Here is a 20,656-nt window from a genome sequence, read left to right on the forward strand (position 1 = left end):
TTCCGGTTTACTGGAAATCCCACGATAAATTTGAGACGAGTTGGCAGCTGTCACAGCGAAAATTGAAAAGACCAAACCAAGGTTCATGCAAAGCCCAATCGCCATTACAGCTTGGACACTTGCGAGCTAACTCGGTGTCTAAACTCTCTCCACCGACGCGATATAAATAGTAATAGACCGGTTTTTGAGTCAAATAACGAATACGCTTACTTAAATCTAAACCACGCCGTGATAGATCGCTTGTTGGATCTGAGATCTCATGGAGTGCTGGAAATTCGCAACGCGTCGCGCCGTTTATTTGGATTTGATCGCATGCTTGCCAATCTTCTTGCCATTTGATTAGAGCCTTGTAATCCCCGTTTGCAATAGCAGGGATCTTGTATAAAGGTACCGGTTGGAAATCATCACCACAATAAAGCGGACTGCAAGTGTGCACGTATGTCGTGTACAAAATAAAACAGCTCGGCTCATGACACATATCCGCGCCATTCGAATGTATATCTTGTCCAATTACTTTCACCTTGGGTGCTAGTAACCCTGCTTCTTGTAGCAATCCAATGCTGTGTTTGACAAAAGGGCTGTGATTAAGTGGGTGAAGAGAATCTTCCTCTGGGCACATGACTCGGGTGATAAAGAAGCCATCTTTCAATACCGTGGGAAACTCTTCACCAATAATTTGGCCGTTAAAGCGCAGTGCATTTACCACTCGATTGATGGCGGCTTCCGCGTTGTCTAAAGTTGTGTCTTGGTAGCAATCGAAAGTTAAATCAACGACAAACATTTAGGCATCCTTTTCGAGTAAAGCAAGGAGTTTGTCCAATTTCGCCTCGATTCTATCTAGCTGGGATTGGTGCACTAAATCTGCCTTAGCTGTAGTGCCAAAGGATGGTTTGTCGAGTTTTGCAACACCTTCTGGATCCTGCCTATAAGCAGCGATACCCGCAATAATTGTCGGCATTGGTACTGGCGATTTTAGTCTGGATTTCGTCGTTGCGACGGTAGGTGTTTTGCCTTCAGAAATTAGCGATAACAAGGCATCTAATACGATAGGATCCATGCGCTTTACTTACATAAAATAAAGCGCATGTTATCAAGGTATGAGCGATTTTACACACACTATCTGAGCATGCTATCCAGTTCATCGATTACTTCACTCCAAGCTCCATCTTCTCTTAGTGATTCCTCGATAAAGTGTTTTTGAGAATCTGTCCAAAAAGGGGCATCAGATAATGAAATGCTGGCCTCGAGCCAATGTTGCTCTACGAACTTATCAATGTGTTGTTGTCCATTTGGTAAACCAAGCTGGGCAAACAAACTTTCTATAGAAGGCGTAGTTGTATCCATTTTTGTCCTCCGTTTGATTAAAAATCACACACTAACTATAGTTGGAACAGCGCATATCGCGAATGTTTAGAATAACAATAAAGGAACGATTATGAATGTAGAATTACAGACTGAGTTAACCATTCGGTATGTGAGTCCAGAAGACACAAATGTTGCCGCGAGTTTGTTGTATCAAGCCTATCATGATGACCCAGTGCTTCGCAGTGTCTTAGATTCAAGCAATGAAACGAAGTTTGAAACGAAACTCAGGGCGTTGATCCGCGAAGAGTTGTCGAGCTTTGGACACGGGCAGCAGCCAATGATTGGTCTGTATGAAGACGACCGTTTGCGAGCTGTGGCATGCCTAATTGAAGCGGACAGCGAGCTGCAAGCTCAGCGTTATTGGCATTGGCGATTACGATTGATGATGAGTGCGGGTTACCTGCAAACTCAAGCCCTTATAGACAAAGAATCGGCAATTCGAGAAGCTCTAGCACCATGTGGGCACTATTTCTTCCTTGCTTTTATTGCCGTAGACCCGCATGTACATGGGCGAGGGTTTGGCAAAGCTCTGCTGCAAGGTTTGGAAGAAATGATCCACGATGTGCCTGCTGCTTCTGGTATTGGCGTGTTCGTTACTCATGAAAAGCATCAGTCGTTTTTCGCACATTTAGGTTATCAGGTTCACGACATTTTGGAATTCAATAAAGTTCGTGGCGAAGTAATGTTTAAAGCCATTGCCAAGTAAAATGTGTAGGGTAAATTGGAAATTATACTGTGAGATATATCTCACGAGATTGTAAGTAGTAGAGGAATAAGCCGCACATTACGGCTTATTTTTTTATTTAAAATTCAGTAAAAACAATAAGGTAAGTTTTATTTCTTTAATGTGACTAAAATTGAATTTGAATTGATAGGTTGGATTGGCGGACATATGTCCTATTATATATACCGTCAAGACGACAAAAGGACACGGCAGGAAGCCTAGGACAGGACGTCAAAGACAGTGGAAGTTAGAATGGATTCACAAGGACTGAATTGTAGTGAATAGGAAATTCACTAGTTAGGATAACAAAGGACAAGCAGGAAGCGATGGGGTAAAACTACAGGAAGTAGTTGGCATGGATGTTACCTCTTACGGACAGCAAGAAGCATTTAGGGACGCTTAAAAAGGGAATGAACACAAGGCTGTGTGAGGGACGCATGTAGGATGCAGCGAGATACGCGGGATGCGTTAGTGATGGAGCAAAATGGAGTGACGGCGGGTATACTGGACACATACCCGATCAGGGGAGATAAAATGGACCTATCCGAGGAATGGATACCAAAATAGGATTACTAGAGATTGAGGCGCGACTTTTGTTTGCGCCTTAGTTTTTTCTGCGTTTGACAACATTTAGACTCAACTCGGTGCTGAGCGTTTCACCTCGTTTTTGCATTGTAATTATGTCTGTACGAGTTATTTACACGTAAACATACGCATCCTAAGTTCCATTCTTTCGTTTCCCTTGTCTTCAAAATCGATTCATTGCCGCAGAACCTATCTAGTTGGCTGCTAATAAGCCAAAGACTAATTTTTCACAGGTACTCAAGCCCATTTATGACGCAACGAGCCTGTTTCACATGAAGGGTAAGTAAGGATTCATTTTAGACCCGCGAAATCAGTTGTGGTTAAGGAACAAAAAGCTACAGTAAACGTTCAACCTGAAAGTGCAAGGACACACCACACAAGGGAGAGCTTACGTGAAAATGTTCAAATACAACTTTGTTATTTCATTAGTGTTGGCTTTATGTGTTGTCTTCTTTAAAAACTCTTGGCTTGTTTATCCGTTGCTCTGGGCGTTCAGTGCGGTAGCCCTCGTTTCTGAAGCTTATTTATTTAATCGACCAACCATATTTAGAAAGCGCAGTACGGGTGAAATACCTCTTTTAGTAAAACTCGTTTTACTTCCTTACCTGTTCGTCGCTCAATCCTACAATTGGATTGTTTGCAGACAAAAAAGTCATGTTGCCTGTTCAAAGTTAAGCGACAACGTCTTTGTTGCGAGCCGACTTTCAAAATCGGATGTGCCAATGCTCCGAGCTGAGGGGATCTCGGCCATATTAGATGTCACGGCTGAATACGATGGCCTTAACTTAAGTCAAAGCGACGAAGGTTTTTTCTACCTCAATATTCCCATTCTCGATCATCATATTCCAAGTCCAACTCAAATAGCGCAAGCGCTCGCTTGGATTGAAGTTATGCATAACGAATCGCGCCGCGTTGTAGTGCACTGTGCACTTGGGCGAGGTCGTTCAGTGTTTGTCTGTGCTGCCTATTTTTTAGCGCAAAGTGCCTCTTCGAACACAGACACGGTAATGGAAAGTATTCAACAGCACCGAATAAAGGCTCGTTTGAACAAACAACAACGCAGGGCCTTGACTGCCTTGCACCAAAAGGATCTTTTACAACATAAAGAACAGCTTGGAATGTTGGTCAATCCAGTGGCTGGAGGTGGAAAATGGATGAGCTACGAAAACGATATTCTGGGGTATTTAACCAAACGCTATCGCTTAGTGATTGCTAAAACACAACCAGATAAAACACCCAGCGAATCGGCTAAGCTTTTGTTTAACGAGCATGAGTTCGACGTTTTTGTAGCCGGAGGTGGTGATGGCACGCTCGCAGCAGCGTCTGAAATTGCAATGGAAAATCAATGCACGTTTGGGATACTTCCACTTGGTACTGCCAACTCACTTGCGCATGTTTTGCAAGGTGTAGTAACCAAGTTTGATCCGATTGATAGGGCTTGTCGTACATTACTTTCCGGCAAATTACAAACTATCGACACCATAGATTGTAATGGCATCACCATGTTACTCGTGGCGGCCATTGGCATTGAAGCAAAAATGATTGCCGACTCAGACCGAGAAAGTAAAAATGAGCAAGGGCAATTCGCTTATATCCGACACTTCATGGATGCCTTGCTGGACAATGACGACATCACGGTACAGGTTACTGTGGATGAAAATAAAACGCAGGTCGTGCATTGTGCAAGCCTGGTTGTTGCAAACGCAGCACCTAAAGTCACTATTCTAGCGCAAGGAGGACAGACCGAACCGGACTATCAAGACGGTCAATTGGACGTAACAATTGTACCTCATCAAGAAAATGTACAAGACTACTTAAGTGTTGCTCAAGTGTTACTTGGTGAAAAACCAAGTAAAGACAACATGGTACGCCATTTTTGTTGCAAGAAACTGCATTTACAATTTCAAGAATCGCTAAATGTTGCGATTGATGGCGAAGTGCATCAATTTGACGAAATGTCTTTTGAAATTCGGCCGAAAAGTTTGGTCATGATGGTGCCAAAAGCGTGAAGTTCAGCAAGGAGAGTCAGTGAAAACCGTTTTACTAGTGGATGATGATGATCAGTTTGTTCAAATAGCAGCTCGTATATTGGAACATCTGGGTTGCTTGTGCGATATATCATTAAGTGTGGAAGAAGCAAAAGCATTGCTCCAACATCAACATTATGATCATCTCTTCATCGATTTCATGCTGCCAGATGGCAGTGGACTCCATCTTGTGGATTGGCTACGAAAACAAGGGAATCAAGTTCCTGTAACGCTTATCTCTGGGCATCCATCGGTAAAAACAGCGCTTGATAAATTATGCGTAGATGGCATCACGCATTTATTGAAGCCCCTTGTTGCGGAAGACTTCGCGAGCATTTTGTCTCCCAAGAAAAAGCCAGCAATCACGAGCAAACTCAAGTTTGGTTGTTTGATAGGCAATTCGCCAGCGATGAACCAACTCTATGATTTAATTGCACGAGTGGCCAAAACAAATGCAAATGTCATGCTTCAGGGAGAAAGTGGGGTAGGCAAGGAAATGGTTGCGCAGGCTATTCACAATTCCAGTGAAGTTGAAGGAAGCTATGTTGGTGTTAACTGCGGAGCAATTGCAAAAGAATTAATCGGCAGTGAGCTGTTTGGGCATGAAAAAGGAGCCTTCACAGGCGCTGTAGCGCAAAAAATGGGTGTATTTGAGCAGGCGAATAAAGGGACGTTGTTCTTGGATGAAGTGACGGAAATGCCAATTGATTTGCAGCCGAACCTGCTGAGGGTATTGGAAACAAATTCCCTAACCCGAGTTGGTGGCACATCAGTAATAAAAACAAATTGCCGTATAATTTCCGCGACAAACCGCACAATGGAAGAACTTGCGAGCCAAAATGTGATCCGGGAGGATATTTATTTCCGACTTGCCGTTTTTCCTATCACTATTCCCCCGTTGAGAGATCGCAAAGAAGATATCACACTGTTGGTCGCATTTTTCCTCGACAAATTTAATCAACAGGGAAACACGCGTTATGAAGTGAGCGATCAGGATCTGAAAAAACTGAGTTTATATGATTGGCCAGGTAATGTTCGAGAGTTAAAGCATTGTGTTCATCGGGCTTATATTTTGGCCGATCAGAGGACAAATAAGCTGGTGTTTGACAACGCATTTTCATCCCCCTTTTCACTGTATTCGTCGCCGCGTTCTGAGCCTAGTCTCAATGAGTTATCAAATAATATCGTGTCACCTTCATCTGGGGCTACTTTGCACAATGTACAGGCGGGGAAAACGATAGAAGAAGTTGAAAAGGCGCTTATTTTTGAAACACTGAAATCGGTGGATGGCAACAAGACTTCTGCAGCTAAGATGCTTGGGATAAGTACGAAAACACTGTACAACCGTCTTACAAGTTATCAAATCACTGAATAAAGATAAGGATTATTATGGATGACACCATGAAGCAGGATGAACTCTTGCATGATGTCAGAAAGACACTCAATCAAATTTCGATGAACGCTGAGCTGTTAAAACTGGTCAACTCGACTGGACCTGAAAATGAAGAAATCCAAGGCATCGCTGACAATATCTTAAAAAGTGTGTTGGATTGCAGTGAGCTACTTAAAGCGTTTAACCCAAAGGAAGAGCCATGAGTTCTTTAGTGAATGCTTTTAATAGACTGTCTTCAAGCTTGTTAATTGTTTGGTTAACGATGGCAATTTGCACTGCTTTTCTAGTTAGTAACGTTGTTGTTGGTTTTAAGAATGTTGAAGACTTAGATACTTTGCAAAAAGGGATGGAAAACACAAGTGAGTTAATCCTAGCAATCGACAATTTGCATATAGCATCGTTAAACGCCGAGTCGAGTACTAAGTCCTACTTACTGACAAAAGAGTCATCGACGCTTGGCCCATTGCTTGAAAGTTTAACTGAGCTTGATGAAAACATTGCACGAGTAACTGCAGAAAAATCAGAAAGTCTCCCACAACAAAAACGAATAAAAACATACTTAAATACCGCTATTCTTCAGGTTTCTCAACTTAAACAACATGCAGACAAAGCGAGCGAAGATAAACAAAGTGCGTTGGCGCTGGTCAGAACAATTGAAAAAACGGCGTTAGATCTGAGACAGCAATATAACCGGATTCTTGAGGAAGAAACGGCGATTCGTGATATTCAGCGTAACTTTCTGAACAACGTGAAGCGTGAGGCCATTAGTAACATTGTGTGGTTTTCCTTTATCAGTATTTCATTAGTGTTGCTGACGATGGCCTTGGTGTTTAAAAATTTACGCGACTCAAAGCGAGCAGAAGTTTCGTTATCAAACGCGAATGCAGATCTTGAGGAAAAAGTGCAAGCTCGAACAGCTAAGCTTCAACTACTGGCAGATGAACTTAACAAAAGTAATCGTGAACTTGAAGATTTTGCGTTTGTTGCCTCACATGACTTACAAGAACCGCTAAGGAAAATTCAGGCTTTTAGTGACCGTTTGGAAAACAGTTATCGAAATGAATTAGATGACAGAGGTCGAGACTACCTGATGCGAATGAAGAATGCAGCAGCGAGAATGTCTTTACTTATCAATGATTTACTCGCTTTATCTAGGGTCGCAACAAAACGGAAACCGTTTGTGACTCAACCGCTTAAGCCAATCGTCGATGGAGTCCTTGACGATTTAGAAGTCGTAATAGAAGAAACAAAGGCAAACATACAGATAGCATCATTACCGACCGTCAGTTGTGATGACAGTCAGCTCAGACAATTGTTTTTTAACTTGATAGCTAACGCGCTGAAATTCAGAAAATCAAACGTAGTACCTGAAATATCAATCGCAGAAGTGCCTACGGACGACCCCCAAAGTGTGTGTATTTTAGTGAAGGACAATGGAATTGGCTTTGATCCGCAATACGAAGAAAAAATCTTCTCGCCTTTCCAACGTTTACATGAACGTTCTGAATATCCAGGAACCGGGATAGGTCTAACGCTTTGTCGTAGGATTGTGGAACGACATGGAGGAGTAATTACCTCTCATTCTGAGGTGGGTATAGGTGCTTCTTTTTACATCACGTTGCAACGTGATATACAACCGACAATAAATACAGAGATCCCTGAATATGAATAGAAAAGCCATTCCAATAAAAATTCTTATGGCTGATGACGACGAAGACGATCAATTGCTCACACGAGATGCACTTGCGGAAAGTCGAGTGTTGAATGCAATTGAATTTGTTAAAGATGGCGAGCAGCTACTTAATTACCTAAGAAACTACCCACCATATGATGATGTTTCAAAGTATGTACGCCCTGATTTAATTTTACTTGATTTGAATATGCCAAAGATGGACGGTCGCGAAGCACTTGAACAAATAAAGCAAGATGCAAACTTGCGTTCGATCCCCGTTGTTATCTTAACCACATCACTTCAAGAAGAAGATAAGTTGAAAGGATATGATTTGGGCGCGGCATCTTACATTAGTAAACCTGTTGATTTTCAAGGTCTCGTTACATTGATGCGAGAGCTTGGCAAGTATTGGATAGAGATAGTCGAATTACCTAGATAGTTTCGTTGAAAGGAAGCAATGTGAACCGAGAGCACTTAAGTCAGAGTCTAAATGCCAAGCACGTTAAAATACTTTTAGTCGAAGATGATGAAGATGATTTTGTGTTGACGCAGGACAGGCTTTCAGACATTGCTGACTTTCATTTCGACATCTCCTGGCACCGTCGCCTAGATGGTGCAATCGCTGCACTTATTGACGAGTCATTCGATCTTTGTTTATTGGATTTTCGTCTAGGACATGAAAGCGGTTTATCTCTTCTCAAAATAGCAAAAGAAAATCACGTCGAAACACCTATTATTATGCTGACCGGTCAGGCTGATTCGGCGTTAGACGAAGCTGCAATGCAAGCAGGGGCAGAAGATTTTGTTGTGAAATCTGAACTCGGAAATGCTCGATTTATTCGGGCAATTCGATATGCACTTGCTCGGAAGGAACTGAAAAAAGAGCGAGTGGAGCGACTTAAAGCAGAAGCTGAAAATCGTGCCAAAGATCAATTCTTAGCCCATTTGAGCCACGAATTAAGGACACCACTTACCTCTATTTTGGGTTACACACAATTGTTAATGCGCCAAAATGATCAGCAAGAAATCCGCTCAGAATTAGGGATTATATATAACAATGGTGAGCATCTGTTAAAGTTGCTTGATGATGTGCTTGACTTATCAAAGCTTCAATCAAGTACAATCCGATTAGATAACAAACCTACAAATTTACATGCACTTATCCATAACTTAAGTGATTTATTCCAGTTAAATGCTCAAAGTAAAGGTGTGCAATTTACCATCGTAAATCGTTCGCTGGAAGATTATTGGATTTTGTGCGACCAAACACGTTTAAAGCAAATCTTAATTAACTTGTTGTATAACGCGATTAAATTTACGTTTTCAGGTGAAGTTTGTTTGGACGTAACACAAAAAGACGGACAACTTATTTGTCTCGTACGAGATACTGGAATTGGGATCCCTGAAGACGATCTCGCCAGAATTTTTGAACCTTTCAGCCAAGTTCAAAATGTGACGAGTAAAGCCCATGAAGGAGCAGGACTCGGTCTTGCAATTAGCGCTAATTTAGTTGAACTCATGGGTGGAACTCTAAAAGTTGAATCAAAGCTCGGCGAGGGCAGCTGCTTTTCTTTTACATTGCCGAGTGTAGTCTGTGAAAATACAAATTTAGATTTAGGCCATTCTTTCGACCCAAACCTGCTCAATTGGCAGGCAAAACATTATACCAAGATATTAGTTGTTGAAGACAATCTCGACATCCAACAGCTCATTAAGCGACATGTCGAAGATTGGGGTTTTAGTGTAGATGTTGCAAGTAATGGCGTTGAGGCCATTCATAAATTGGAACAAGGTGTTTCAAACTATGCGATGCTCTTACTCGATCTACATTTGCCACAGATGGATGGCAGGCAAGTCCTCGCCTCACTCTATTCTAAGAACTTGTCAATTCCTGTCATTGCGGTAACCGCGGCAGCACAAGCGAGTACTCTCAAAGAGTTAAGTGCTTTGGGTTGTCTTGATGTCATTAATAAACCAATCGAACCTATGTTATTGAAGGCTGCTATTGTCAAAGTGATAGAGCGGATTGATGAATTGAAAAAATCCGACGTACTTGAGCGTGAAACCATAAAACGTGTTTTGGTTGTAGAAGATGACGAAGATAGTCGAAAATTATTAGAGCGTTTGTTAAACGCAATGGGCTTGACTGTGCAGGGGGTTGGAAGTGCCAAACACTGTAAAGAAACATTATCGCTAAATTCGTGGGACTTGGTGTTGATGGATATTGGGCTACCCGATGAAAATGGTCTTGATTTGGCGACTCAACTTCGTTTGCAATACCCCAACATGCGAATTGCCATCACCAGCGGTTACGAGCCAGACAAAGCGGAGTTGGAAAAGTTAGGTATTGAACATGTCCTACTTAAGCCGGTAAGTTTGGACATGCTCAAATCGTGTTTAGCATAATGTGGCGTATGTCAAACATGTTTATAATGCACGTTTTATGAAAACAGCCCAACGTAGAAGCTGTCGTTTCGGTAGCTTATTTAGGGTCAATGCGAGTAGGACGATAGCGCTAATCCCGACTGGCGTCATAAATTGAGCTTTCATCTGCTTCAAAGTATCGGCTTTCTTCGAATGACAATATTGACGTTGCCATTCGAAAACTGCTTTTTTCTTACGGCTTTTCACGTGACATTGAGTCTCAAATCCAGTTTGATAATCGAGTCATTTTTCAAAGCTCCCAATCAGCAAAAGGGGTTTAAGGCGTATTGATGTGTTCATCATCTTGAAATATTGAACGAGCTGAGGCGCTAAATAGATTCATTGCCGTCGAAATTAAATAATACATAATAAACACATTGATCGTCATTAAAAGGCCTGCGCTTACAAGCCAGTTCACCCCTAAGTAAACTAAGGAGTAGGCGAGTAATGCATGTAAGCAAAACCACAATACAACACCCACGGTCACCGCAAAGCAGAGCAAACAAAAAGCGATGAGCAATACACGTAAGTTGGCTTTCCATTTTGCTTGCAATGCACCAATCCCTTTTTTCAGGAGGTCTTGGTAAGCGGACGAAGTGTTTTGTAGGCTTTGTAATAACATAAACCAATTATCTTCACTGCCCCCCTGCGCAGACGCAGAGGGACGTTGTGTGTTTAGGGGCGTATTTGTCGAGTTCATACTATTTTTTCCCTACAAGCAGCGTCGTTAATACACCAATGGTGAAAGCGACACCTGCGGTAGCTATGGGGTTTTCGCTCGCATAACGTTTCAATTCTGATTTGTTCCATTTCTTCTTCAGATCAGTTACTTGAGCATCGAATGCTTGTTTAGAATGCTCACTCTTGTCACGAATTGTTGTTTCAGCATTGGCGGTTGTTTCATGAAGTGCATCGACTGAATTGTGCAATGTTTTCGCTAGGTTATCTGAGACAGGGTGCTCGTCATTAGCACCATTTCCTTTAGTTGGTTGAGTTGAAGTTGCCATGTTTCTTTCCTTATAACGAATGATTCTTCTCTTTGATAATTGCAAGATGGTTGCCACTTATTTTTGTATATAAAACAAGAGGTTTGTCTTTTTGGAAAACGGTGGCCCAGTATGTTTTTCAGGAATCGTGTAAAAATTACCGACTAAAAATAACAAGGTATTTTTGGGATAACCTTCATTACGAAAATCCACTGTATTATCCAATGAGGGGAAGTTAAGGATTTGAGCGTGAAGCGTCTTAGTTTATGCAGGAAGAACGCTGTTGCGTTCAATGTTATCCACAAAAAAAGTGCGCATAAGCGCACTTGAAGGGTCAATGGGGAAATACTTAGCAACTTAAAATGTGTACTCTAAAGAAATAGAGGCAACATCGAGGTCAGGCTCAATATTCTCTTCAAGTTCGTAACGCAAGTACTCTAACCGCACACCTAAATTTGAGGAAAGATCGAAACCGATACCCGCACCATAGAACCAGTCTCCACCGCGACTATTTGAAGAGATACGGCCAAGTGCAGGGACATCTGCATAGAATTCACCATCCCACTCGAACCAGCCACCTTTTGCATAGAGGCTTACGTAATCTGTAATTGGCGCGATAAAACGAGTACCGAGCGTAAACCCATCAAACTCCGCATAGTTGTCTATATCGCTTGCCTCGTCGAAGTTTTCATAGCCAAGCTCGACACTCCAGTACGGCGTGAGATACGTACCAACGTACGCTTTGAGCATACTTGAATCGTCGTCAAACTCCATGTCTCGTTCTCTATCTTCCCATTGGAGAGAATATTGACCGTAGCCGATACCTGCGTAGACATCAAATTGTTCAATGGGCTTTTTGTTTATGGCCGCGGTAGCGGAGAGAGAGAAAGTAGCGACAGAGATGAGTAGTAGTTTCGTCAATGATTTTTTCATAGTTTGTCCTTAGCGTTTTCGAGAGAAGTGGGCAACATTGCCCACTTTTAGGTGATATGTCCGAATTATTCGCTTACGATTTCCAATTCGTCATCCACGCTTGTCACGTCCGATGCGTTCTTAGCAATAGTAATAGCTAGGTCTTTTTCCGCTTCGCTTGCGACCGTACCTGTCAGAGTAACCTTACGATTAACCACGTCGACATCAATATCGGTTCCGTCGACATCACCATCAAACAGAAAACGTGTTTTAATGACAGTCGCTATTTTCGCGTCAGTGAAGTCTGCGCCTTTGTCATTTTTTTCCATGGCTTTCTTTTCCGTGTTTTTACTTTTTACAATCGTAAGGTCGTTTTTGACGTCTTTAACGCCATCAATACCAATAATGAGTTCTTCAGCGAGTTTTTTCTCAACGCTGTTTTCTACTTTACCGGTCAGAGTTACCACACCGTTTTTCACGTCCGTATTAATATCAAAGTTGTTCAACTCGCCGTTAAATAGCAAGGTTGCTTCTGCTTTGCCATCAATCCACGCATCATTTGCTTCCTTTTCCCAGCTATTTTGCGCTGCAAAAACTGGAGCGGTCATTAAAGTAGTAGAAATTACACCTGCAATAATTAACTTGTTCATAACTTACTCTCCTTTGAAGTTTGTTCGAATGAAATACTGCAGACAATGTGCCAAATTATAACCTGTTGAAATGTAAGGTTAATATGATTTTGCTCTAGTTGTCGAATGTGATTTGATGAGAATGGTAAGAAAAATATTCCGGTAAAAATTTCATTGTGGATATTCATTTTTAGTTAATGAAAAAATTACCGAGGTGTAATGGTTGCCATTGAAATATTTACCGATGTATTAAAGTCTATTATAAAAAAGTATATAAAATACAGAACGTTATAATCTGGCCTGTAAATTGAAAGGAGTAATATGACTTGATTAAATAAAAGGAGCATTATAATGACACTTTCAAATTATAACTTTGATGCAGTGAAATCACTTATTCGAGTTTTAAATAGTGGAATTGATTTTTACAAAAAAGCAGCAAGTGAAACGACAGACAATCGATATAACGATGTATTTTCACGAATGATCACGGAAAAAGTAAGAGCTATAGCATTACTCCAACCTTTTGTCGTCGCGGACGAAGGTAGTATTGAAGAGGGTAATGCACTTGCGGTGGAAATTCGTGAGTCTTACACGCACCTTATTGGCATGTTTAAAAAAGACAACATCCATCTCTATTTAAGTCAGCTTGAGGAGCTTGAAGACAAAGTACTAGAAAAGGTGAATAAAGCACTCGCTACAACGGTGCCTGCACCTTGTGAAGCAGCACTATATCAAATTAAAGAGCGCATGAAGCTATGTCATGACGAAATGCGTACACTTGACGTTATCACACAATAGGAGGGAAACGTTATGTTAAGCTGGGCAGTGACATTCTTAATTTTAGCATTAATTGCAGCGGCATTGGGATTTGGTGGTATAGCAGGCGCAGCCGCAGGTATGGCAAAAATACTTTTCTTTATTTTTGTTATTCTAACCGTAATTTCATTTATTTTTGGTCGAAGAAAAGTGCCTTAAAGAGTGAAATTAAAAAAGGAAGCAAGCGCTTCCTTTTTTATCGAATGCGATGTGGAGGAATATCTACTTTAACGAGTCGTTCGTTTTCTAAAAACAGTAAACCTTGGTAAACGGAATCACCATCAGAACAAAACTCAAAGACAAACTCAGCTTTAATACCGGGTTTACCCGTCCGGTTGATACCTAAACGAAATCGTTTCATCGCAACACTCAGTAGTTGGACGTTCAATGACTCGGCCTGACGCTCTGCGTGTACTTTTGCTGCGTCAGCAACGACGCGACTCATCCAGAATGAGGCAATCACGGCCGCCACAGCCATTATCATCCATAGTGTTATCATGCGTTAAATAACTTTCCGATTGCGCGCGAAAGCGTTTCGTCGCGACTTGGTGCCCTAAGAATGCTTAATACTTGGGGGCGAAGTGCTGGAATTGCAACCAAATCTGCAAATACACCTGCGAAAAAGTCACCTTCACTGACTTGCGCTGCATTATCTAACAATGCATATAGTCGTTCAGGCAAGATAAACGTTTGCCATAATCTTCCCACTAAAATGAGCAAGATTTCTATGTCAGTAGCAAAGACGCTATCCAGTACGTTGTCTACGCATTTCTCTAAAATGCCTTTCGATGAAGAACCGCTAATCGCTCTTAGACTATTGATCAACATTGCTTTATTCTGGTTTTCAAGCGCATCATCTATGCTTTTCGACAATAATTCTGTGATGGAAACTGAAATGGCAACGTGTTCTAACATCGCTGCAAGCGTATTTTGAACTTCTCCCGGAAGTACCTGCCAGTGAGATTGTAAAAGTGCTTGGTTTTGTCCGTGCTCTAAACGCATCGCAAAATCCGCTAAGCCCTGTACTGCGAGTGTTTGCCAATCATGAATGAGTGGCGCATGGAAATAATTTTCTACTGCTTCATAATATTGTGAAGCAGGGCGTTTTATTTCTACTTTCATCAGGGCGTTGAATGCAGCTAGTTTGTTGGCATTCGGTGTGAATACATACGGATTGTTATCCAATTTACCATCTGCATCTTCGCTGGTAAGTTCTGTGCCAAGTGCCTCTAACACTAAATTCGCGAAATGATCACGTGTAGCCAAAACCAACTTACTTTGCTCGTCAATCGGGAATTTTAAAAACCAGACATAAGGGTCTTGTGTGGCATTTTTATCCCAGAATTGAATGGCAATGTGGGCATGGCCCATTAACGGGTAAGGATAGGGGCGCGCGCCAAGTTCAATTTGTGTAAATTCAGCTTTATCGAGTTTAGTGATACGTCGGCCGATGTCATAAGCACGCCATTGTGTGCCCGCCGCTTCTAAGAGTTCACCTAATGTCGAAATATTTGAATTCATTATTTATACCGTCTTTTGATTACTTGCACGAAACTGTCTTGGTCATGTTGAATACGGCGGGAGTAGCTCAAAGTCGCGAAACATTCCCAAAATGCCGCTGATCCCTATTATACTGGTTTTGCTGAGAATTTAGAATGTTGGGAAGTCTTCTTATTCAAGGTACAATTACTCGCATGTTTAGTTAGATGGGGTTAAGAATGCAAAATCGCCACGAATTAGTCGCTGATTTGTTGGTTGCGCTGCAGCTCGCCATGCACGAGGAAAATCTGTGGCAAAGTGAACCTTTGAGTCACAGTGCTTATCATTCTAGCGCACCATTTTGCTGCGATACGATGACATTTGGGCAGTGGCTACAATTTGTTTTTATTCCCAAAATGAATGAACTCATCAATAGTCAACAAGCGTTACCCAGTCAACTGTCGCTACTCCCAATGCTTGAAATGAGTTATCCAAATTCACAAAGACTGAGCAGTGTATACGGCGTTATTACGCGACTAGATGCACTATTTACAAAGTAGTAAACGAACTATGCAAGATGAATTAGAAATTTTGTACCAAGATGCGCATTTTGTTGCCATTAACAAGCCATCTGGTTTATTAGTCCATCGATCATTCCTCGACAAACGAGAAACTCGTTTTGCGATGCAGATGCTTCGAGATCAAATTGGTCAACATGTGTTTCCGGTTCATCGTCTAGATAGACCAACGTCAGGCGTACTATTATTTGCACTAAGTTCAGAAGATGCTCGAGTCATCAATCAATTGTTTATCGAAGGGACTATACAAAAACGTTACCTAGCATTGACGCGGGGTTTTGCGCCAGAGGAAATTACACTCGATAAGCCATTAAAAGAAGAGTTGGACAAGATTGCAGATAAGTTCGCTCAGCAAGACAAAGAGGCTCAACCTGCGGTTACGGATTTTCGCTGTTTATATCAAGCGTCGTTGCCCATCCCGCTGGGTAAATTTCCTACCGTCCGATACAGTCTCGTTGAGTGTTTTCCAAAAACGGGTCGAAAACATCAAATAAGGCGCCACCTTAAGCACTTGGCTCATCCAATTATTGGTGATGTAAATCACGGTGACAACACGCAAAATCATTTTTTCTATGATGAGTTTGGTGTTCAACGTTTGATGTTATTTGCAACTCGACTGAGTTTTGTACATCCTTATACCAATGAACCGATTGTCATACGAGCAAATCTTGGAGAAGAGATGCTTAAAGTGTGTGAAAAATTAGGTTGGCCAACGACAGAAGAGGATTATCAATAATGGCACACGTCGCAATATTTGTGGGGAGTATGTATGGTAATGCGGAAGGACTGGCGGAAAAGATCCGGTCGGTTTTAGTAGCTGCAGGTCATGAAGCTAACGTGTACTCGTCTGCAACCTTGGCCGATTTAACCACAGCAAGCACTGCATTATTTGTCAGCTCAACGACGGGTCAAGGCGATATTCCGGACAACTTGCAACCACTGTTTTTACAAATGCAAAGTCAGTTTCCAATGATGACCGGCAAGTTGTGCGGTGTCATAGCGCTTGGTGATAGCAGTTACGGCGACACCTACTGCGGAGCCGGTCGTCAAATTGATACGCTACTTCAGGAACTTAATGCGACATTGCCCGTAAAACGGCTTGATGTTGATGCTTGTGAGTATTTTGAACCATGGGAAGCGGCAGAAACGTGGGTAGCCGATTGGATAACTCATCTCGAGTAGTTTTAAACGAGCAGTAATGTACTAGGTATAATGTAAAAAGGCCCTTAAGGGGCCTTTTTTAGGTTCTTTTTACATCGACTTTTAATTTCAATTTCTGGCCAGGTTGTAGGTACTTCTGACCTTCCAAATTATTCCACTTCACAATTTCATCGACAGTGAGATTAAACTTACTCGCGATTCGCGCTAAAGAATCTCCACGTCGCACTTTGTATGTGATCGTGCGGTTTACCGATTGCAAATTTTCCGACGGTTGTTGAGCTGCTGTCTTAGTGTCTTTAAATACGGTGAGTTTTTGACCCAAACGCAATACTGCAGAGTCACGTAATTTATTCCAACGTGCTAGCTCTTTCACTGTAACATCGTACTCGCGGCTGATGTCCCAAAGCGTATCGCCACTTTTCACGACATGAGTCACTTTTTCTTGCGTGACTTTGTTTGCGGCGACACGAACTGCATTCGGTAAATGCTCACTTTGCAGAGCGCCTTCGCTCAGAGGCACTAACAATTGTTGACCAATTCGGATGATATTGTTGTCGAGGTTATTCAGCTTCTGGATTGCGCTCGGTGAGGTTGAAAACTTCTTCGCAATCACTGACAAACTATCACCTTTCGCTACTTGATAGTATTGCCAACGCAAACGGTCTTTAAGCTCGGTTTTGGCCAATTTTTCATTAAAGGCGTCCACTTTGTCGATAGGAAGTAACAAAACGTGCGGGCCATCCGGGTCCGTTGCCCAGCGATTGAACCCTGGGTTTAAGCGGTATAATTCTGTTAAAGAAACTTCTGCCATATCCGTCGCGAGCGCTAAATCAATTTGGCCACCAATATCGACAGTATCGACGACCTGTGCGTTGATTATTGGGTTCCACTTCACGCTAAACTCGTCTTGTCGTCTTAGTAAATCTGACAAGGCTAGTAATTTTGGGACGTATGCCGTTGTTTCTCTTGGCAAATCTAAAGACCAGAAATCAGTGGGTAAGTGTTTTTTACGGTTTTTTCGAATAGCGTTAAGCAGGCGGCCTTCGCCAGAGTTGTATGCAGCAATCGCATTCAACCAGTCGCCTTCCAGCGTTTTATGCAAATAGCTTAAATAGTCGAGCGCAGCACGAGTTGATTGCACAATGTCTCTACGCCCATCAAACCACCAGTTTTGTTTCAACTGAAAACGTTCGCCTGTTACAGGCATAAACTGCCAAATACCAGATGCACTTGCGTGCGAAAAACCAAACGGGTCGAATGCACTTTCGACGATTGGTAATAGCGCAATTTCAATCGGCATTTCACGCTTTTCAACTTCTTCAACGATGAAATACAGATAAGGCTCTGCGCGTTTCGCGATGCGATCTAGGTACGCTTGGTGTGCTTGATAATAGTTTCGTTCTGCAACAACAGGGCGATTTTGAGGAACTGGGATGGATAACTGGTAGCGAATACGTTCCCACACGTCGTCAAATACTGGAGCGGGTTCCTCTTCTTCTGTAACTTCTTCCGATGCCATCAAGGCATCCGATACATCTTGCGGTGATGCAAAGGTTAAGTTCTTTGAAGAATTATCTAGCTGCGCTTGATCAGGTGACATTTGACACCCAGCCAAAATAGCCGCTAGTAATACAATAAGAGGGGACTTGCTCATTATTAACCCTTGTGTTGGCAAAAACTCGACAAGTCTACCCGCTTCATTGCAATTTTTGAAGTATAAGGCACGTTCAGTTTGGTGATTTTTTGTAAGCCTATTGTCATATTGCGCTTTAAAAATGGTCTTTCCATTTTCTAAGAGCGGCAAATCGATTCTCAGGTAAGGCTGTGTCATCAATATATTGAGGAGGGCAATTCTCTAAAATGTGGGCAAGCGAGTACTCTTAAAAATGGATTACAGCGTTTTTGTTCACCAATACTTGTGGGTATAGTCCGTTCAGCGCTGGCTCTCATCGTATCAACCCGCTGCTTGATACGGTGTAAATCAGTGTTGTCAGGTTCTACCGATAGAGCAAAGCCGAGATTGGCCTGCGTGTATTCATGGGTGCAGTATACCAATGTTGAGTCGGGTAAGCCTGCGAGTTTTGTAAGGCTCTGCCACATTTGCGTCGCAGTTCCTTCAAAAAGTCGTCCACATCCACCATGAAAGAGCGTATCACCAGTAAACGCAAATTGATCACAAACGTAGCAAATGTGATCAAGGGTGTGACCGGGCGTTTCTAAAACGAAGAAAGATTTGTCGTGCACCTTCACCGTATCATGCTCACTCAGTTTTACGTCAATACCGGTAAATGGGCTATTTGCTGGGCCATACACGCACGAGTTAGGGTAGGCTGCTTTTAACTCATTTACACCATCCGTGTGGTCCCAATGATGGTGAGTCAATAATATCCCTTCAAGTTGCAAAGCATGTCGACTTAAAGCCTGCTTTACCGCTTGTGCATCGCCTGGGTCAACAACAAAAGCGGTTTGCGTCGCGCTATTTTTGATAAGCCAAATGTAATTATCATTAAAGGCGGGAATTGCCTCTACTTGCACCATTGTGATTAGCTCGTTAAAGTGTTGGTGCGATTAGTATAACGAGCATATTAAATGAAACCAGCACTTAGTTTCTTGCAGATTTCAAACCGCTGGATTGGCAAGATTTTCCGCATGGCGATTATATTCGCTGTGATATTGAACGGAAAATGGCGCCTTGGCTGCCAAGAATGTTTGGTTATCATATGCTAAAACTAGGTAGTTTAAGTGGCCAGCTCGATACATCTAAAAGTCCGATTAAACATCAAGTTTGTGTTGCCCCCTTTGGTAAGCATGTGGGTGTTTACGCGGAAATAGACGAATTACCTTTTGCTGAAAATAGCGTTGATGCCTGTATTTTAAGCCAATGCTTAGAATACCATTCTGATCCACATCACATTTTGCGTGAAGCCCATCGAACGTTAATTCCTGGTGGATATATTCTGATTTCAGGATTTAATCCGTTTAGTTTAACAGGCCTTGCACATTTACTGCCCTTTAGCAGTCAAAAGTTACCTTGGTCAGGGCGCTTTTTTACGCCAGCACGCGTTAAGGATTGGCTCGATTTATTGGGGTTTGAAATTATTGCCGATGAGCGTTTTATACATTCTTCACTCGCAAGAGGTAGTCGATTATCCCGCTTTGCACCCTGGCGAAGATTTTGTAAGCATTACTTAAGGCCGATGGGAAGTGTGTACATGCTGGTCGCAAGAAAGCGCGTAACACCGCTTACGCCCATAAAACCGAAGTGGCATGCTCGCACAAGACCGACGTTTGCACAGGTTAAAAATGCGGGACTGCGCCAAACGTGCGATCATAAGTGTGAGAGTCATGATTAATATTTAAGCATCGAGCTTAATGTTTTTTGCTATTCCGGTTTGTAGCCAACATCTGTAATTAAATTGGACGACGTTGCGGCTTCACGTGCAAGCGTATCAACGCGTTCATTGAAATCATGACCGCTATGACCTTTAACCCAGAACCAGTCAACTTTTGGGTGACGCTTTACCGCCTCATCAAGGCGTTGCCAAAGATCAACATTTTTGACGGGTTGTTTGGAGGCGGTACGCCAATTTCGTTTCTTCCAGTTTTCTAACCAACTTTCAATGCCTTGTTTGACATATTGGCTATCTGTGACGAGTTTTACATTACAAGGCTGAGTTAGGGTTTCTAAACCAACAATCGCAGCCATTAACTCCATGCGATTGTTCGTTGTTAATGTATAACCTTGGTTAAGTTCCTTTTTATGCTTGCCGTACATCATTAAAACGCCGTAACCGCCTGGACCAGGATTACCTAAACAAGAACCATCTGTATAAATCTCTACTGTTTTTTGCACGTATTTACCGCTTTTTATGTAGAATGACATTATTAATCGCTAACCATATCAA

Annotated in this window: 23 protein-coding genes and 2 pseudogenes; 13 read left to right on the forward strand and 12 right to left on the reverse strand. The window is 42.2% G+C overall.

Translation table 11 applies throughout. The features are described from left to right. Positions 1 to 7: 7 nt before the first annotated feature. From J5O05_RS16595 to J5O05_RS16605, 3 genes are read right to left on the reverse strand one after another with little or no spacing between them, the layout of a single operon-like run. Positions 8 to 781 carry a Zn-ribbon-containing protein gene (locus J5O05_RS16595; RefSeq protein WP_208843015.1) on the reverse strand — a complete coding sequence of 258 codons (774 nt, stop codon included), beginning with the start codon at positions 779 to 781 and terminating at the stop codon, positions 8 to 10. Next, complete coding sequence (locus tag J5O05_RS16600) at positions 782 to 1,057, reverse strand: hypothetical protein (RefSeq protein WP_208843016.1); 276 nt, start codon at positions 1,055 to 1,057, stop codon at positions 782 to 784. Positions 1,058 to 1,116: 59 nt separating this feature from the next. After that, on the reverse strand, positions 1,117 to 1,344 hold the full coding sequence (locus J5O05_RS16605; protein WP_208843017.1) for a DUF2789 family protein: 228 nt from the start codon (positions 1,342 to 1,344) through the stop codon (positions 1,117 to 1,119). Positions 1,345 to 1,435: 91 nt separating this feature from the next. On the opposite strand from J5O05_RS16605, the gene J5O05_RS16610 reads away from it, so the two are divergent. The 7 genes from J5O05_RS16610 (at position 1,436) to J5O05_RS16640 (ending at position 10,172) form a co-directional block, all read left to right on the forward strand. Next, positions 1,436 to 2,071, forward strand: coding sequence for a GNAT family N-acetyltransferase (locus tag J5O05_RS16610; RefSeq protein WP_208843018.1), 636 nt, complete (start codon positions 1,436 to 1,438; stop codon positions 2,069 to 2,071). A gap of 1,001 nt (positions 2,072 to 3,072) precedes the next feature. Then, positions 3,073 to 4,683, forward strand: coding sequence for a diacylglycerol kinase family protein (locus tag J5O05_RS16615; RefSeq protein WP_244370024.1), 1,611 nt, complete (start codon positions 3,073 to 3,075; stop codon positions 4,681 to 4,683). A gap of 19 nt (positions 4,684 to 4,702) precedes the next feature. Further along, complete coding sequence (locus J5O05_RS16620; protein ID WP_208843020.1) at positions 4,703 to 6,076, forward strand: sigma-54-dependent transcriptional regulator; 1,374 nt, start codon at positions 4,703 to 4,705, stop codon at positions 6,074 to 6,076. A gap of 14 nt (positions 6,077 to 6,090) precedes the next feature. Then, a complete protein-coding gene (locus J5O05_RS16625; protein WP_208843021.1) occupies positions 6,091 to 6,297 on the forward strand; it encodes a histidine kinase in 207 nt (68 codons plus the stop codon). Next, a complete protein-coding gene (locus J5O05_RS16630; protein ID WP_208843022.1) occupies positions 6,294 to 7,766 on the forward strand; it encodes a sensor histidine kinase in 1,473 nt (490 codons plus the stop codon). The genes J5O05_RS16625 and J5O05_RS16630 overlap by 4 nt, the downstream gene beginning before the upstream one ends. Further along, positions 7,759 to 8,205 (forward strand): response regulator, encoded by a 447-nt coding sequence (locus J5O05_RS16635; protein WP_208843023.1) that lies wholly within the window; start codon positions 7,759 to 7,761, stop codon positions 8,203 to 8,205. Before J5O05_RS16630 ends, J5O05_RS16635 begins: the two co-directional genes overlap by 8 nt. 20 nt (positions 8,206 to 8,225) lie before the next feature. Continuing rightward, a complete protein-coding gene (locus J5O05_RS16640) occupies positions 8,226 to 10,172 on the forward strand; it encodes a hybrid sensor histidine kinase/response regulator (RefSeq protein WP_208843024.1) in 1,947 nt (648 codons plus the stop codon). 295 nt (positions 10,173 to 10,467) lie between these two features. Here the strand turns inward: J5O05_RS16640 and J5O05_RS16645 are convergent, their stop codons facing one another. The 4 genes from J5O05_RS16645 to J5O05_RS16660 form a co-directional block, all read right to left on the reverse strand. Further along, entirely contained in the window at positions 10,468 to 10,890 is a 423-nt protein-coding gene (locus J5O05_RS16645; protein ID WP_208843025.1) for a hypothetical protein, read from the reverse strand. Between the two features lies 1 nt (position 10,891). Further along, entirely contained in the window at positions 10,892 to 11,197 is a 306-nt protein-coding gene (locus J5O05_RS16650) for a hypothetical protein (RefSeq protein ID WP_208843026.1), read from the reverse strand. 336 nt (positions 11,198 to 11,533) lie between these two features. Further along, a complete protein-coding gene (locus J5O05_RS16655; RefSeq protein ID WP_208843027.1) occupies positions 11,534 to 12,109 on the reverse strand; it encodes a porin family protein in 576 nt (191 codons plus the stop codon). A gap of 65 nt (positions 12,110 to 12,174) precedes the next feature. Further along, positions 12,175 to 12,738 (reverse strand): BON domain-containing protein, encoded by a 564-nt coding sequence (locus J5O05_RS16660; protein WP_208843028.1) that lies wholly within the window; start codon positions 12,736 to 12,738, stop codon positions 12,175 to 12,177. A gap of 330 nt (positions 12,739 to 13,068) precedes the next feature. On the opposite strand from J5O05_RS16660, the gene J5O05_RS16665 reads away from it, so the two are divergent. Then, entirely contained in the window at positions 13,069 to 13,515 is a 447-nt protein-coding gene (locus tag J5O05_RS16665) for a PA2169 family four-helix-bundle protein (RefSeq protein ID WP_208843029.1), read from the forward strand. Positions 13,516 to 13,527: 12 nt separating this feature from the next. Then, positions 13,528 to 13,692: a DUF1328 family protein gene (locus tag J5O05_RS16670; protein ID WP_208843030.1), complete on the forward strand. Its 165-nt coding sequence runs from the start codon at positions 13,528 to 13,530 to the stop codon at positions 13,690 to 13,692. Positions 13,693 to 13,729: 37 nt separating this feature from the next. Here the strand turns inward: J5O05_RS16670 and J5O05_RS16675 are convergent, their stop codons facing one another. Then, positions 13,730 to 14,032 (reverse strand): DUF3301 domain-containing protein, encoded by a 303-nt coding sequence (locus tag J5O05_RS16675; protein ID WP_208843031.1) that lies wholly within the window; start codon positions 14,030 to 14,032, stop codon positions 13,730 to 13,732. Continuing rightward, positions 14,029 to 15,054, reverse strand: a complete 1,026-nt coding sequence (locus J5O05_RS16680) for a DUF3549 family protein (RefSeq protein ID WP_208843032.1) — start codon at positions 15,052 to 15,054, stop codon at positions 14,029 to 14,031. The genes J5O05_RS16675 and J5O05_RS16680 overlap by 4 nt, the downstream gene beginning before the upstream one ends. Before the next feature lie 197 nt (positions 15,055 to 15,251). On the opposite strand from J5O05_RS16680, the gene J5O05_RS16685 reads away from it, so the two are divergent. From J5O05_RS16685 to J5O05_RS16695, 3 genes are read left to right on the forward strand one after another with little or no spacing between them, the layout of a single operon-like run. Further along, on the forward strand, positions 15,252 to 15,572 hold the full coding sequence (locus J5O05_RS16685; protein WP_208843033.1) for a YqcC family protein: 321 nt from the start codon (positions 15,252 to 15,254) through the stop codon (positions 15,570 to 15,572). Between the two features lie 10 nt (positions 15,573 to 15,582). Next, positions 15,583 to 16,326: a tRNA pseudouridine(65) synthase TruC gene (gene truC, locus J5O05_RS16690; protein ID WP_208843034.1), complete on the forward strand. Its 744-nt coding sequence runs from the start codon at positions 15,583 to 15,585 to the stop codon at positions 16,324 to 16,326. Next, positions 16,326 to 16,772, forward strand: coding sequence for a flavodoxin (locus J5O05_RS16695; RefSeq protein WP_208843035.1), 447 nt, complete (start codon positions 16,326 to 16,328; stop codon positions 16,770 to 16,772). The genes truC and J5O05_RS16695 overlap by 1 nt, the downstream gene beginning before the upstream one ends. 58 nt (positions 16,773 to 16,830) lie before the next feature. Here the strand turns inward: J5O05_RS16695 and J5O05_RS16700 are convergent, their stop codons facing one another. Both J5O05_RS16700 and gloB read right to left on the reverse strand, forming a co-directional pair. After that, a complete protein-coding gene (locus J5O05_RS16700; RefSeq protein ID WP_208843036.1) occupies positions 16,831 to 18,405 on the reverse strand; it encodes a LysM peptidoglycan-binding domain-containing protein in 1,575 nt (524 codons plus the stop codon). 115 nt (positions 18,406 to 18,520) lie between these two features. Continuing rightward, positions 18,521 to 19,289 (reverse strand): annotated as a pseudogene (gloB, locus tag J5O05_RS16705) (hydroxyacylglutathione hydrolase). Between the two features lie 51 nt (positions 19,290 to 19,340). Here gloB and J5O05_RS16710 point away from each other — a divergent pair. Continuing rightward, positions 19,341 to 20,104 (forward strand): annotated as a pseudogene (locus J5O05_RS16710) (class I SAM-dependent methyltransferase). A 29-nt stretch (positions 20,105 to 20,133) separates the two neighbouring features. On the opposite strand, the gene rnhA reads toward J5O05_RS16710, so the two are convergent. Beyond that, positions 20,134 to 20,604 carry a ribonuclease HI gene (rnhA, locus tag J5O05_RS16715; RefSeq protein WP_208844559.1) on the reverse strand — a complete coding sequence of 157 codons (471 nt, stop codon included), beginning with the start codon at positions 20,602 to 20,604 and terminating at the stop codon, positions 20,134 to 20,136. Between the last annotated feature and the right edge of the window lie 52 nt (positions 20,605 to 20,656).

This window comes from Pseudoalteromonas xiamenensis (assembly GCF_017638925.1).
Taxonomy (GTDB): domain Bacteria; phylum Pseudomonadota; class Gammaproteobacteria; order Enterobacterales; family Alteromonadaceae; genus Pseudoalteromonas; species Pseudoalteromonas xiamenensis.